Genomic DNA, 13,337 nt, shown 5'->3' on the forward strand with positions numbered 1-13,337 from the left:
TATGAAACGAAGCGTACTCGTGACCGGCGCCGCCAGCGGCCTCGGCCAGATCATCAGCCGCCACCTGTGGCAGCAGGGCTATCAGGTCGCCATGGCGGATCTCAGCCTCGAGGCCGCGCGCGCTAGCGCGCAGGAGATTGACAGCGGCGAAGAGCGTCTGCTGCCGCTGGCGCTGGATATTCGCCAGCCCGCGCAGTTCAGCGCCGCGCTGGAGCAGATCGGCGCTCGCTTTGGCGAACTGGACGTGCTGGTGAATAACGCCGCGCTCACCCTAACCACGCCGATCATGGAGATCTCGGTGGAGGAGTTCGACAGGGTGACAAGCACCAACCTGCGCGGCACCTTCCTCGGCTGCCAGATCCTCGGCCGCTACTTTAGCCAGCGCAAAAGGGGCAGCATTATCAACCTCGCCTCCCTCGCCGGGCAAAACGGCGGCACCGCCTCCGGCGCCCACTACGCGGCCTCGAAGGGCGGCATTTTGACCCTGACCAAAGTCTTCGCCCGCGCCCTGAGCGCCGACGGGGTTAGCGTTAACGCCATCGCTCCCGGCCCGCTGGATCTCCCCTCGGTGCACGCCGCGGTAGGGGCCGACAAAATGCCGGCGCTGCTGGAGATGATCCCGATGAAGCGCCTCGGCGATCCGCTGCTGGTGGCCCGCGCGGTCGAGCTGCTGGCGGCCCCGTCCGCCACCTTTATTACCGGGGCGACCTGGGACATCAACGGCGGCATTTACATGCGCTAGGCCCCGCGAGGGGGGAGAAGACAGATGGCTGAAACACTGATCGTCCGCGTCGCAGAACGCGAAATGCAGGGCACCGACGTCGCGGTGCTGACGCTGGCCTCCGTCGACGGGGCCGCCCTGCCGTCGTTTAGCGCCGGGGCGCATATCGACCTTCACCTCGGCTACGGGGTGGTGCGTCAGTACTCGCTGTGCGGCAGCGCCCATCACCCGCAGCAGTACCGCCTGGGGATCCTCAAGGATCGGGCATCGCGCGGCGGGTCGCTGGCCGCCCATCGGCTGGCGGTGGGTGAGACGGTGGTCATTAGCCCGCCGCGCAACCTGTTTGCGCTCGATATGGAGGCCGAACACAGCCTGCTGATCGGCGGCGGGATCGGCATCACCCCCATGCTGGCGATGGCGGATACGCTGTTCCGCGCCGGGAAATCCTTTGAGATCCACTACTGCGGCCACAGCCGGGAGAGCATGGCGTTTCTGCACGAGCTGGCGGACTGCCATTTCAGCGCCCACGTCCGGCTGCATATCAGCGATGAGGGGCACAAGGTGCGTCCCGCCGAGGTGCTGGCCGGGCACCATCGGGCGGGACACCTCTACGTCTGCGGTCCGGAAGGCTTTATGACGTGGATAGCCGATGCCGCGCGGGGCTGCGGATTTAGCGCCGGACAGCTGCATCAGGAGTATTTCAACCGCGAAGTCGAAACCGGCGGCGAGCGCTTTGAGGTCGAGGTGCCGGAGCTGGGCATCACCGTCAGCGTCGCCGAGGAGCAGACCATCGTCGCCGCTCTGCAAGAGGCGGGGATTAAGGTCAAAGTCTCCTGCGAGCAGGGGGTCTGCGGCACCTGCCTCGCCAACGTCTGCGGCGGCGTGCCGGATCACCGCGACGAGTATTTAACCGCTGAAGAACGCGAAGATAATGACCAGATCCTGCTGTGCTGCTCGCGGGCCAAAAGCCCGCGTCTGGTTATCGAAGGCTTCGAATACGTCAAACTGAAATAACGGATACCGCTATGAACCTGACATCTGATTTCCGTAACGCCATGGCGCAGCTGGGCAGCGCTATTACCATTATCACCACCGACGGCCCGGCGGGACGCTTTGGCTTTACCGCCTCCGCCGTCTGCAGCGTCACCGATTCTCCGCCCACCCTGCTGGTGTGCATGAACCGCTCCTCCTTCGCCCATAGCAAATTCAAAGAGAACGGCGTTCTGTGCGTCAACGTGCTCTCCGCAAGGCACCAGGCGCTTTCCGCAATCTTCGCCAACAGCCAGCTGCGTTCGGAGGAGCGTTTTCAGCACGAGCAGTGGCTGGCGCTGGAAACCGGCTCGCCGGCGCTGGCCTCCGCCGTCGCCAGCGTCGACTGCACGATTAGCGCCAGCCATGAGGTCGGCAGCCACAGCGTGTTTTACTGCGAGGTCCGACAGATTCGCCAGGACCAGCCCGGCGACGGCCTGGTGTGGTTTAACCGCCGATTTCATACCCTTAGCGCCGAGGCCCTCAGCCAGGCTGCACCATAACTAAAAAAAAGCCCATCGCGACCTTTACCCGGCGCCCGCTCGTTGGCGCTCACTTTCACCTGTAGTGGAGTTCACGCAATGTCCGGAGCTGCGAACGATATGACGCCAGGCAAGCCGCAATCAATGCGCAAACTGATTATTGGCTCTTTTCTCGGTAACTCACTGGAGTGGTACGATTTCTTTCTCTACGGTACGGCGGCGGCGCTGGTTTTCGGCCCGCTGTTCTTTCCGGCAACCGACGATCCTTTGCTCGGCGCGTTTCTGGCGCTATCCGGCTTTGCCATCGGCTTTATCGCCCGACCGCTGGGCGGCATCGCCTTCGGGCATCTGGGCGATAAGTACAGCCGAAAAATGACCCTGATTATCACCCTGACGCTGATGGGCGCGAGCACCTTTCTGATCGGCCTGCTGCCAACCTACGAGCATATCGGCATTCTGGCGCCGATTGCCCTGATCAGCCTGCGCTTCGTGCAGGGCGTGGCTTCCGGTGGGGAATGGGGCGGCGGCGTGCTGATGCTGAGCGAGAACGCGCCGGAAAGCCAGAAGGGCTACTACACCGCCTGGAGCCAGGTGGGGGTTTCCGGCGGCTTTGTGCTCTCTTCCCTCGCCTTCTACCTGGTACAGCTGCTGCCCCAGGAGGACGTGCTGGCCTGGGCATGGCGTATTCCGTTCCTGCTGAGCCTGTTTATTTTCCTCGTTGGGGTCTATATCCGGCGCAACATCGAGGAAAACGCCGAGTTCGTTGCCCGTAAAGCGCAGCCGGCGGAGCAGCCTCTGCCGGTGCTGGCCGCCTTTAAGCATCACCCAAAAGCCATTTTACAGGCCATCGGCCTGCGTCTGGCGGAGAACGGCGCGGTCTACATCTTTTTCACCTTCTCGGTGGTCTACTGCAAACATATCGGCATCGATACCAGCCAGACCATTGCCGCCGTCACCATCGCCATGGCGGTGGAGATCGCCACCATCCTCGGCTGGGGCTGGCTGTCGGACCGCATCGGGCGCAAAAAAGTCTACTATGCCGGCGTGATCGGGATGGCGCTGGTCGCCTTCCCCTTCTTCTGGCTGCTGCAAATGCACAGCTTCCCGGCGATCCTGCTGGCGATGCTGCTGGCGCTGCCGGTCTGCCACGGAGCGATGATCGCCGCCCAGCCGTGCATGATGGTGGAGCTCTTTCCGGTGGAGGTGCGCTATACCGGCCTGGCGCTGGGGCATGAAATCGGTGCGGTGATCTCCGGCGGCATTAGCCCGATGCTGGCGGTCGCCTTCCTGATGACGTGGGACAGCTACGTGCCGATCGCTCTGATGCTGCTCACCTTTGCCCTGCTGGCGCTGCTGGCCCTGATGAGCATCCGCCAGCCCGGCGCGCGCCACCAGCAGCAGACGGCATAGCGAAATTCTCGTTCGGCGTCACAGGCTTAGCGGCCGTTGACGCCACCTTCGCCCCCCTGAGGGTCCGTTCAAATTTAATTTTAAACAAACCAGTTGATAATAAAGCACTTTTTACGACAGCGAAAAAATATTCCCCGGCCACAATAGCGGTTAAATATTATTCATATGTCGGTTTGTTTTTTTATTTGAAGGGCTAGTTTATGAAAAAAATCATTCTCTCTCTGGTCACCGCCGCGCTGCTGCTGCCCGCGCTCTCCGCCCACGCAACCTACCGCAGCGATAACCGCCAGGACGCGCGCGATATCCGCCAGGACTCGCGCCAGGACGGGCGAGAGACCAAACAGCAGTGCGTAAGAGACGACAACAAAAGCAACGCCGGCTGCCGCCAGGATAAGCGCGAGAACCGTCGCGACGGCCGCCACGATGCGCGCAACGAGAAGTGGTAGGCTAAGCCCCGCCCGACGGGCGCAACCGCGCGCCCGTTGATCTCTTCGCAGCATCCCCCTCTCCTCTGACTCATCGCGGCTGCAACGGCGCTATCGCGACGAGTTCAGGCTCTCCAGCGGAAAAGGACGATCCTGCACCACGGTTTTCATTACCAGGGTCGATCGCAGGTGCTGAACGCCGGGCATCGCGGAGAGCTTGTCATCATACAGTTTCTGAAACGCCGGCAGATCGCGGGTCACCACGTGCATCAAATAATCCGGATCGCCGAACAGGCGCTGCGCCAGCACGATCTGCGGGATCTCTTCGACCGCCTCTTCAAAGGCGCTCACCGCTCGCCTGTCCCCCTCTTTTAAGGTGGCAAAGACGATCGCCGTAAAGTTAAAGCCCATTTTTACCGGATCGAGGCTGGCGCGATAGCCGGCGATGGTCCCGTCCTGCTCCAGCGCGCGCAGCCGCCGATGGCACGGCGAGAGGCTGAGATTGACCCGCTCCGCCAGTTCAGTTATCGAGAGCCGGCCGTCGGCCTGCAGCTCGGCAAGAATTTTTCGATCTATGCTGTCCATTTGGAAGATTTTCACTTTTAAAGGGAGTTTTAAGCATAACATTGAAAGCTCATTGCGCATCATTCCCGATATTCTTGCGGGTAACTTTTCGCAAGAGTTTGAGCGCAATCGCCATGCACAATGGATCCAACCACGGTGGGGAGAGCCCGCTATGGAAATGAGTTTTATCGCGAGCTTCTGGCTGGTCTCTTTTCTGCTGATCGTCACGCCGGGAGCCGACTGGGCCTACGCTATCAGCGCCGGGATCGACGGGCGACGGGTGGTTCCTGCCGTGGCCGGACTGATGTCCGGGCATCTGCTGGCCACCCTCGTGGTGGTCGCCGGGGTTGGGGTGCTGATCGCCGGGCATCCGCTGGCGCTGTCGGCCATCACGCTGCTGGGTGCGGGCTATCTACTGTGGCTCGGTATCGGCATTTTACGCCATCCGTCGGCGCCGTCGGCCGCCGAGCGGCGGACGGATAGCTGGCAGGGCTGGGCAATAAAAGGCCTTTGCATTAGCGGCCTGAATCCAAAAGTCTTTCTTTTGTTCCTCGCCCTGCTGCCGCAGTTTACCGATCCGCACGGCAGCTGGTCGGTGGCAATGCAGATGTCGGCGCTGGGCTGCCTGCACCTGATAACCTGCACGGTTATCTATTTGCTGGTCGGCTACGGCTCGAAAACGGTATTAGGCGCTCGCCCCCAGGCGGCACAAAGGGTCAGCGTCATTTCCGGCATGATCATGGTGATAATTGCCCTGATCTTATTCTACGAGCAGCTAAAATAATCGTTCTGCGCGGGTGGAAAAGAAGCAATATTGCCCCGAGCGTTTAATCCCTGAGGCCGCGGCGTAAATTTATCGCGCAGCGGCCAGCGCTATTTCCGCCAGCCTCCCGGGGTGCTTCTCGCATCATGAAATACCCGGCGAAACGGATCAAAAAAGCGCGTTTCAGGCGTGAATAATCGTCACCGCAAAAACCCGATAAAACCAGCTCGCTTATTCAGGCGTAAAACAGCGGGCCCAAACCACTCCAGATAACTCCAAAAAATTCCAAACAAACCGTAAACAAGATGAGCGACTGGCTCAGCGACGCCGGGGGAGTTTCCTCCTCACCGGCGTAAATAATTGACCGCCGGTGTCACACATATCGCTTTACTTATTATTACTATTCTCCACCTGAAATTTGCAGTATGGTTTAGGCGCTGTTGTAGTGATGCAGTCAATGCTATCCGGCGCGGATATCGTTCTTCGCAAGCTGCGGAACATTTACGCAATATTCATCTGCGGTACGCGGCCTGAACTCTCCGTCATGGAATGATGGCACGCCCGCCGGGAGTTTAATTATTACAGTACTATGAGTCAGGAGAGCCCCGGGCCCATAGCCTATGCCTCTATATTTATGGCGCGCATAATCAGGAGAAAAGCAGGATGAAGCGGACGCTGAAACCACCAGGAAAAACGTATTATTTCAAAGAGATAAAAACACCATCCGTCACTCTTTATGAAGCCATCGCGCCCCGAACGCGGAGATACTTTTTGCTTCATTCATTATCTCAAACGTAATGACCTGACCCGGCAGAAATATATGCTGGAATACTTTCCCTGCGCCCTAAAAGTACAGCGAAAGGTGAAATTAACGATTAAACATTACAGTCGGATGTAAAACCTGGCCTGCTGACGATGGCCAGAACGTAATGTATGCCTGCAATTAAAAGGGATGATAATGAAAAACAATACCGATATCAAAAAAAGGAACTTCCTGACTCAAGCCGAAATAGAGTCGCTGTTGAAAGCAGCCAATACGGGAGCGCACGCCGCGCGTAACTACTGCCTGACCTTATTGTGTTTTATTCACGGCCTGCGCGCCAGTGAAATATGCCGTCTGCAAATATCCGATATCGACCTCCGTTCAAAATGTATTTATATTCATCGTCTGAAAAAAGGATTTTCTACTACCCACCCGTTACTGAATAAAGAGATTCAGGCATTAAAAAACTGGCTGGAGATCCGTAGCAGCTATCCCGATAGCGACAGCGAATGGCTATTTTTGTCACGTAAAGGTAATCCCCTTTCGCGCCAGCAGTTTTACCAAATTATTTCGTCATCCGGAGACCATGCCGGACTGTCGCTGGAAATACATCCGCACATGCTCCGCCACTCCTGTGGATTTGCGTTAGCCAACATGGGAATCGATACGCGATTAATCCAGGACTATCTCGGACATCGTAATATCCGCCATACCGTCTGGTACACCGCCAGTAACGCCGGGCGTTTTTACGGTATCTGGGACAACGCCAAAGAGAAGCAGCGCGTTAGCCTTATCCAGTAATCTCAGCCAACGCCACGGAGGGCGTTGTCGTGCGCCGCCGCCGCGGGAAACATTAATAAAGATTAACCATGCGTTAATTGCGATTAATGTTCCCGCAAGTTCTTATTTCAGCAATAAACAAGCAAATCGCGATATCCCTGGATATATTCCGGATATCCATTGGCTATTTATAACCGGGCGAAATTATTGCCATCCGTTGGATTCCAGCGGCGCGAAACCACCGCCGCGCCGGCGCGATAGTCGCTGAGTTTATTCGCTACGCTGGCCCCGAAGAGCCCGGAAACTCAGGACATTGCGCGGGCGCTGGCGGGGGCTACGCGGGAAAATAAAATAGCCTGGCGCACGCGTTTTAAACGCTTGCGCATTATTTTTTCATCTATAATATCGCCAGCCATAGCTTTTTCCCGTTTGATTTTATGAACCTGGCAACGATTGCCGGCGACGCTATTGTGGTATTGAATAAAATCCATAAAAATAAGAATTATCGCGTGGCGCTATTTTCGCTATGTGTAAATGTAATGTGATCGCCTATTTGAACTTAAATACCTTCATATAATACGGTTTTAACATCGTGGATTATTTTTTCATCAGCCTGAACGTTTTTTCAGGCTGAGGCCTTGGTGTAAATAAAATACAGGAGCAATATATTGTGAATCGACGTCGTTTTCTTACCGGCAAAGAAGTTCAGGCTATGATGCTGGCCGTTCGCCACGGGCCCACCGGCGAACGTGATTATTGTCTTATCCTGCTGGCGTTTCGCCACGGCATGCGCATCAGTGAATTACTCAACCTGCACTACCGCGATCTTGACCTCAGCGAGGGGCGCATCAACGTCCGCCGGCTGAAGAACGGATTTTCCACCGTCCACCCGCTGCGCTTTGACGAGCTGGAGGCCATTGAGCGCTGGACCCGGGTCCGTGCCGGCTGGAAGGCCGCGCAAAGCACCGACGCTATTTTTATCTCCCGCCGCGGCACCCAGCTCTCGCGCCAGCAGGCGTATCGTATTATCCGCAGCGCCGGCGAAGAGGCCGGAACCGCCACCCACACCCATCCGCATATGCTGCGCCACGCCTGCGGCTACGAGCTCGCCGAAAGAGGGACAGATACGCGTTTGATTCAGGATTATCTGGGACATCGCAATATTCGCCATACGGTACGCTATACCGCCAGCAACGCGGCGCGTTTTGCCGGACTATGGGAAAGAAATAATTTGCTGGATAAAAATATCCCTGAGCAGGATAAATAAATTATTACTTTGATAAATAAGATAAATTTCGTGAATGAACAGGTCAATTGGGGCCAAACTGTTTATATCATAAAAATGTTTTGTAATCTTTTGCAACTGGCAAGTGCATATATTTCCAAAAATAATAAATATCTAATTGATTAAAAACACTTTTTACTCCGACATTTATTTACTTTCATTTCCATCCGATTCGTAACCTCGCCTTGTCCTCTCCGCTGACTCAGCCACTCCGTTTACGCTACTAAAAATAAAAATCCAGCATAAAAAACCACAAAAAATATAACTAAAGAACTTTAAGTTCAATATTGCGCCTTAACACCCCGCATTTCAGCACTTTAACCCAACGAGTCAAAATGGCCCCAATTGACTCATCGTTGGGGCAAAAACTGAGCAGAGCCGGCAGTCGGACCATTCGGCTGACATATGGAATGCCTGGAAGGCACAAAGACTGCCAATTTCGGTTCGTAATATCGACATTGTTTAAAGGAAAACAACATGAAAATCAAAACACTGGCAATCGTTGTTCTGTCAGCCCTGTCCCTGAGCTCCGCGGCGGCTTTGGCCGATACCACCACGGTAAACGGCGGGACAGTGCATTTTAAAGGGGAAGTGGTCAACGCAGCCTGTGCAGTAGACGCCGGCTCTATCGATCAAACCGTACAGCTGGGCCAGGTGCGTTCAGCCAAGCTCGCTACCGCGGGCAGCACCAGCTCCGCCGTTGGTTTCAACATCCAGCTGGACGACTGCGATACGACCGTTGCGACTAAAGCCTCCGTGGCCTTCTCCGGCACCGCGGTCGATAGCACCAACACCACCGTACTGGCGCTGCAAAACTCTGCAGCCGGCGGCGCAACTAACGTTGGCGTCCAGATCCTCGACAGCACCGGCACCGCGCTGGCGCTCGACGGCGCAACCTTCGGTGCTGCCACCACGCTGAACGATGGCACCAACATCATTCCGTTCCAGGCTCGCTACTACGCGACCGGCGCAGCAACTGCCGGTACCGCTAACGCCGACGCGACCTTCAAAGTTCAGTACGAGTAATTCACCATCAGGCACGGATGCTCGTCGGGCCAGGACGGCCCGTTATCCATACAGGACTGGGGTAATCACGATGCAAGGAATGAAATCAGGTCTGCTGATCGTTTTGCTGCCGCCGCTGGCGCTGGCCGGTAACCAGTGGAACGTCACCCTGCCCGGCGGCAGCATGCGTTTCCAGGGCGTGATCATCGCCGAATCCTGCCGCGTGGAAGCGGGAGATCGTCAGCTAACGGTCGAGATGGGGCAAATCAGCAGCAATCGGTTTCATTCAGTTGGCGAAGATACTAACCCCGTTCCTTTCGCGATCCATCTGCAGGATTGCAGCACCGCGGTCAGCCAGCGGGTGGGAGTGACCTTTCACGGCGTTGCTGACGGCAAAAATCCGGACGTGCTCTCGGTGGGCGAAGGCCCCGGCATCGCAACCGGCGTCGGCGTGGCGCTGTTTGACGGCGAGGACCATCCGATCCCGCTCAATAGCCCACCGGCGGCCTGGTCACGGCTGTATACCGGACCAACCACGCTACATTTTGTCGCCAAATATCGGGCGACCGGACGTCAGGTGACCGGCGGAGCCGCGAACGCTCAGGCCTGGTTTGCTTTGACCTATCAGTAACCAGCCAGCAGGCATACCGGATACGGGAATCAACGGTGAGTATAAAAGGGGAAAACGTGAGAAAGAGACTGGGGATGACGCGAAGCCTGGTGGCGGGATTGTTGATGATCGCCACCGCCGGGTTTAGCACCGCTGCCGATGCGGGCGTGGCGCTGGGAGCCACCCGGGTTATCTATCCTGCCGGGCAAAAGCAGGTCCAGCTGGCGGTAACCAATAACGATGACAACAGCACCTATCTGATTCAGTCGTGGGTAGAAAATGCCGACGGTCAGAAGGACGGACGGTTTGTGATCACCCCGCCGCTGTTCGCCATGCAGGGTAAAAAAGAGAACACCCTGCGGATCATTGACGCCACCAACAATCAGCTGCCGCAGGATCGCGAAAGCCTGTTCTGGATGAACGTTAAGGCGATCCCGTCGATGGATAAATCGAAGCTCAGCGACAATACCCTGCAACTGGCGATTATCAGCCGCATCAAGCTCTACTATCGCCCGGCTAAGCTGGCGCTCTCGCCGGACCAGGCGACGGAGAAGCTGCGCTTTCGCCGCAGCGCGAACACCCTCACGCTGATTAACCCTACTCCCTACTACCTGACGGTGACCGAACTCAACGCCGGAACCCGGGTGCTGGAAAACGCGCTGGTTCCGCCAATGGGCGAAGCCTCGGTGAAGCTACCGCCGGGCGCAGGCAGCGAGATCTCCTGGCGGACGATTAACGACTACGGCGCGCTGACCCCGCGGATGAAGGGCGTCGCGCAATAGCTACGGGGAAACCAGCGTTATCCCCTGAAATATAATAAGAACTGACAGCCGGGCGACTTCGGACCGGAGGGATTATGTCACATCTGAAATATGGACCGAACCGTTTGGTTTCTCCCCGCACCCGGCGTCATGCCCCGCGTTTTGCGGGGCCGCAGGTGCAGTTCCCGCTGCTGCTTGCGCTGGCTACCCTGGCCTTTTCCGCGCGGGCGGAGCTCTATTTTAACCCGCGTTTTTTAGCCGACGATCCGGCGGCGGTGGCGGACCTCTCGAACTTCGAGAAGGGACAGGAGGTGCCGCCCGGCACCTATCGGGTCGATATCTACCTGAACAACGGCTTTATGACCACCCGCGACGTGACCTTTAAGGCCGGGGAGGAGGATCATCGCCTCGCGCCCTGCCTGACCCGCGGGCAGCTGGCGAGCATGGGCGTTAACACGCCCGCCGTGGCGGGAATGGAGGCGCTGGACGCCGACGCCTGCGTCCCCCTCGCCGCCATGATCAAAGAGTCCACCAGCCGCTTCGACGTCGGCCAGCAGCGCCTGTACCTGACCGTTCCCCAGGCCTTTATGGGCAACCGCGCGCGCGGCTATATTCCCCCGGAACTGTGGGATGACGGAATTAACGCCGGGCTGCTGAACTACAACTTCACCGGCAACAACGTGCACAACGATATTGGCGGCAGCAGCAACTATGCCTACCTTAATCTGCAAAGCGGCCTCAACCTCGGCGCCTGGCGCCTGCGCGATAATACCACCTGGAGCTACAGCAGCGGCGGCGGTTCATCGAGCAACGAAAATAAGTGGCAGCACGTCAACAGCTGGCTGGAGCGGGACATTACCCCCCTGCGCTCGCGCCTGACGCTCGGCGACAGCTACACCAACGGCGACGTGTTCGACGGCATCAACTTCCGCGGCGCCCAGCTGGCCTCTGACGACAATATGCTGCCGGACAGCCAGAAAGGCTTCGCCCCGGTCATTCACGGGATTGCCCGGGGAACGGCGCAGGTCTCGATCAGGCAAAACGGCTACGAAATTTATCAAAGCACGGTGCCGCCGGGACCGTTCACCATCAACGATCTCTATGCCGCAGGTAACGGCGGCGATCTGCAGGTCACCATCAAAGAGACCGACGGCACCCGCCAGGTCTTCACCGTGCCGTGGTCAACGGTGCCGGTGCTGCAGCGCGAGGGCCATTCGCGCTTCGCCCTGACGGCGGGGGAATACCGCAGCGGCAACGACCAGCAGGAGAAGCCGAAATTCTTCCAGGGAACGCTGCTCCACGGCCTGCCGGCGGGCTGGACGCTGTACGGCGGCTCCCAGCTGGCCGACCGCTACCGCGCCTTTAACCTCGGCGTCGGCAAAAACATGGGCGAGTTCGGCGCCGTGTCGCTGGACGTGACTCAGGCAAACGCCACCCTGCCGGACGACAGCAACCATCAGGGGCAGTCGCTGCGTTTTCTCTATAACAAATCGCTTAACGAAATCGGCACCAATATTCAGCTGGTCGGCTACCGCTACTCCACGCGGGGCTACTACAGCTTTGCCGATACCACCTATAGCCGGATGAGCGGCTACGACGTCGAGACCCAGGACGGCGTTATCCAGGTGAAGCCCAAATTCACCGACTACTACAACCTCGCCTACAGCAAGCGCGGCCGGGTGCAGGCCAGCGTCACCCAGCAGCTGGGACGCACCGCCACGCTCTATATGAGCGGCAGCCATCAGACCTACTGGTCAACCGGCAAGGCGGACCAGCAGCTGCAGGCCGGGCTCAACGCCGCGGTGGACGATATCAACTGGACGCTGAGCTACAGCCTGACCAAAAACGCCTGGCAGCAGGGGCGCGACCAGATGCTGGCGGTCAACGTCAACATTCCGTTCAGCCACTGGCTGCGATCGGACAGCAAATCAGCGTGGCGCCACGCCAGCGCCAGCTACAGCATGTCGCACGACCTCGACGGCCGGATGACCAACCTCGCCGGGCTCTACGGCACGCTGCTGGAGGATAACAACCTCAGCTACAGCGTGCAGACCGGCTACGCCGGAGGCGGCGCCGGCAGCAGCGGCGGCACGGGCTATACCGCCCTGAACTACCGCGGCGGCTACGGCAACGCCAACGTCGGCTACAGCCGCAGCGACGGCTTTAAGCAGCTCTACTACGGCGTCAGCGGCGGCGTGCTGGCCCACGCCAACGGCGTGACCTTAAGCCAGCCGCTGAACGACACGGTGGTGCTTATCAAAGCGCCCGGCGCGGAGAAGGTGAAGGTGGAGAATCAGACCGGCGTGCGCACCGACTGGCGCGGCTACGCGGTGCTGCCTTACGCCACCGAGTACCGGGAGAACCGGGTGGCGCTGGATACCAACACCCTCGCCGACAACGTCGATCTTGACGACGCCGTGGTCAGCGTGGTGCCCACCCATGGCGCGATCGTGCGCGCCGACTTTAAGGCCCACGTCGGGATGAAATTGCTGATGACCCTCACCCGCAACGGCAAGCCGGTGCCGTTCGGCGCCATGGTGACCTCGGCGAGCAATCAGAGCGGCAGCATTGTCGCCGATAACGGCCAGGTCTACCTCAGCGGGATGCCGCTGGCCGGCCGGGTACAGGTGAAGTGGGGAGACGGGCCGGATGCCGGCTGCGTGGCCGAGTATCGCCTGCCGCCGGAGAGCCAGCAGCAGTCGCTTAGCCAGCTCTCCGCGGTGTGCCGCTAAGGAAAGG

Annotated in this window: 14 protein-coding genes; 12 read left to right on the forward strand and 2 right to left on the reverse strand. The window is 58.5% G+C overall.

Translation table 11 applies throughout. From position 1 onward, the window contains the following. The first annotated feature begins 1 nt into the window (after window position 1). From EDF75_RS18830 to EDF75_RS18850, 5 genes are all read left to right on the forward strand, one after another. A complete protein-coding gene (locus EDF75_RS18830; RefSeq protein ID WP_133600487.1) occupies window positions 2–742 on the forward strand; it encodes an SDR family NAD(P)-dependent oxidoreductase in 741 nt (246 codons plus the stop codon). Window positions 743–766: 24 nt separating this feature from the next. Further along, complete coding sequence (locus EDF75_RS18835) at window positions 767–1,735, forward strand: PDR/VanB family oxidoreductase (protein WP_133600488.1); 969 nt, start codon at window positions 767–769, stop codon at window positions 1,733–1,735. A gap of 11 nt (window positions 1,736–1,746) precedes the next feature. Next, complete coding sequence (locus EDF75_RS18840; protein ID WP_045857321.1) at window positions 1,747–2,253, forward strand: flavin reductase; 507 nt, start codon at window positions 1,747–1,749, stop codon at window positions 2,251–2,253. Between the two features lie 123 nt (window positions 2,254–2,376). After that, window positions 2,377–3,642 (forward strand): MFS transporter, encoded by a 1,266-nt coding sequence (locus EDF75_RS18845; RefSeq protein ID WP_133600583.1) that lies wholly within the window; start codon window positions 2,377–2,379, stop codon window positions 3,640–3,642. A gap of 200 nt (window positions 3,643–3,842) precedes the next feature. Continuing rightward, window positions 3,843–4,088 (forward strand): hypothetical protein, encoded by a 246-nt coding sequence (locus tag EDF75_RS18850; RefSeq protein ID WP_076945902.1) that lies wholly within the window; start codon window positions 3,843–3,845, stop codon window positions 4,086–4,088. 90 nt (window positions 4,089–4,178) lie between these two features. Here EDF75_RS18850 and EDF75_RS18855 read toward each other — a convergent pair whose 3' ends face one another. Next, window positions 4,179–4,652: an Lrp/AsnC family transcriptional regulator gene (locus tag EDF75_RS18855; RefSeq protein WP_166646211.1), complete on the reverse strand. Its 474-nt coding sequence runs from the start codon at window positions 4,650–4,652 to the stop codon at window positions 4,179–4,181. Between the two features lie 151 nt (window positions 4,653–4,803). Between EDF75_RS18855 and EDF75_RS18860 the strand changes: the two genes are divergently transcribed. Together EDF75_RS18860 and EDF75_RS18865 are read left to right on the forward strand one after the other, a co-directional pair. Beyond that, window positions 4,804–5,415, forward strand: coding sequence for a LysE family translocator (locus EDF75_RS18860; RefSeq protein ID WP_133600490.1), 612 nt, complete (start codon window positions 4,804–4,806; stop codon window positions 5,413–5,415). A gap of 937 nt (window positions 5,416–6,352) precedes the next feature. Continuing rightward, window positions 6,353–6,958 carry a tyrosine-type DNA invertase gene (locus EDF75_RS18865; RefSeq protein ID WP_133600491.1) on the forward strand — a complete coding sequence of 202 codons (606 nt, stop codon included), beginning with the start codon at window positions 6,353–6,355 and terminating at the stop codon, window positions 6,956–6,958. A 284-nt stretch (window positions 6,959–7,242) separates the two neighbouring features. Here EDF75_RS18865 and EDF75_RS18870 read toward each other — a convergent pair whose 3' ends face one another. Continuing rightward, window positions 7,243–7,428, reverse strand: coding sequence for a hypothetical protein (locus tag EDF75_RS18870; RefSeq protein ID WP_133600492.1), 186 nt, complete (start codon window positions 7,426–7,428; stop codon window positions 7,243–7,245). Window positions 7,429–7,607: 179 nt separating this feature from the next. Here EDF75_RS18870 and fimE point away from each other — a divergent pair, with 179 nt between their 5' ends. From fimE to EDF75_RS18895, 5 genes are all read left to right on the forward strand, one after another. Then, complete coding sequence (gene fimE / locus EDF75_RS18875; protein ID WP_133600493.1) at window positions 7,608–8,204, forward strand: type 1 fimbria switch DNA invertase FimE; 597 nt, start codon at window positions 7,608–7,610, stop codon at window positions 8,202–8,204. A 495-nt stretch (window positions 8,205–8,699) separates the two neighbouring features. After that, window positions 8,700–9,248 (forward strand): type 1 fimbrial major subunit FimA, encoded by a 549-nt coding sequence (gene fimA / locus EDF75_RS18880; RefSeq protein ID WP_045857312.1) that lies wholly within the window; start codon window positions 8,700–8,702, stop codon window positions 9,246–9,248. 70 nt (window positions 9,249–9,318) lie between these two features. Continuing rightward, window positions 9,319–9,858, forward strand: coding sequence for a type 1 fimbrial minor subunit FimI (gene fimI, locus EDF75_RS18885; protein ID WP_045857310.1), 540 nt, complete (start codon window positions 9,319–9,321; stop codon window positions 9,856–9,858). Between the two features lie 56 nt (window positions 9,859–9,914). Then, entirely contained in the window at window positions 9,915–10,619 is a 705-nt protein-coding gene (locus EDF75_RS18890) for a fimbria/pilus periplasmic chaperone (protein WP_463671436.1), read from the forward strand. A 74-nt stretch (window positions 10,620–10,693) separates the two neighbouring features. Further along, complete coding sequence (locus EDF75_RS18895) at window positions 10,694–13,330, forward strand: fimbrial biogenesis usher protein (protein WP_133600495.1); 2,637 nt, start codon at window positions 10,694–10,696, stop codon at window positions 13,328–13,330. Window positions 13,331–13,337: the final 7 nt, after the last annotated feature.

It is taken from the genome of Klebsiella sp. BIGb0149, assembly GCF_004362605.1.
GTDB classification, from domain to species: Bacteria; Pseudomonadota; Gammaproteobacteria; order Enterobacterales; family Enterobacteriaceae; genus Klebsiella; species Klebsiella terrigena.

Bases quoted from the DNA above. Each gene is read 5' to 3' on its own strand.
- EDF75_RS18850 (WP_076945902.1), top strand. From the start codon at position 3,843: ATGAAAAAAATCATTCTCTCTCTGGTCACCGCCGCGCTGCTGCTGCCC.
- EDF75_RS18865 (WP_133600491.1), top strand. From the start codon at position 6,353: ATGAAAAACAATACCGATATCAAAAAAAGGAACTTCCTGACTCAAGCC.
- EDF75_RS18895 (WP_133600495.1), top strand. From the start codon at position 10,694: ATGTCACATCTGAAATATGGACCGAACCGTTTGGTTTCTCCCCGCACC.
- EDF75_RS18830 (WP_133600487.1), top strand. From the start codon at position 2: ATGAAACGAAGCGTACTCGTGACCGGCGCCGCCAGCGGCCTCGGCCAG.
- fimA (WP_045857312.1), top strand. From the start codon at position 8,700: ATGAAAATCAAAACACTGGCAATCGTTGTTCTGTCAGCCCTGTCCCTG.
- EDF75_RS18860 (WP_133600490.1), top strand. From the start codon at position 4,804: ATGGAAATGAGTTTTATCGCGAGCTTCTGGCTGGTCTCTTTTCTGCTG.
- fimI (WP_045857310.1), top strand. From the start codon at position 9,319: ATGCAAGGAATGAAATCAGGTCTGCTGATCGTTTTGCTGCCGCCGCTG.
- EDF75_RS18855 (WP_166646211.1), bottom strand. From the start codon at position 4,652: ATGGACAGCATAGATCGAAAAATTCTTGCCGAGCTGCAGGCCGACGGC.
- EDF75_RS18840 (WP_045857321.1), top strand. From the start codon at position 1,747: ATGAACCTGACATCTGATTTCCGTAACGCCATGGCGCAGCTGGGCAGC.
- EDF75_RS18870 (WP_133600492.1), bottom strand. From the start codon at position 7,428: ATGGATTTTATTCAATACCACAATAGCGTCGCCGGCAATCGTTGCCAG.
- EDF75_RS18835 (WP_133600488.1), top strand. From the start codon at position 767: ATGGCTGAAACACTGATCGTCCGCGTCGCAGAACGCGAAATGCAGGGC.
- EDF75_RS18845 (WP_133600583.1), top strand. From the start codon at position 2,377: ATGCGCAAACTGATTATTGGCTCTTTTCTCGGTAACTCACTGGAGTGG.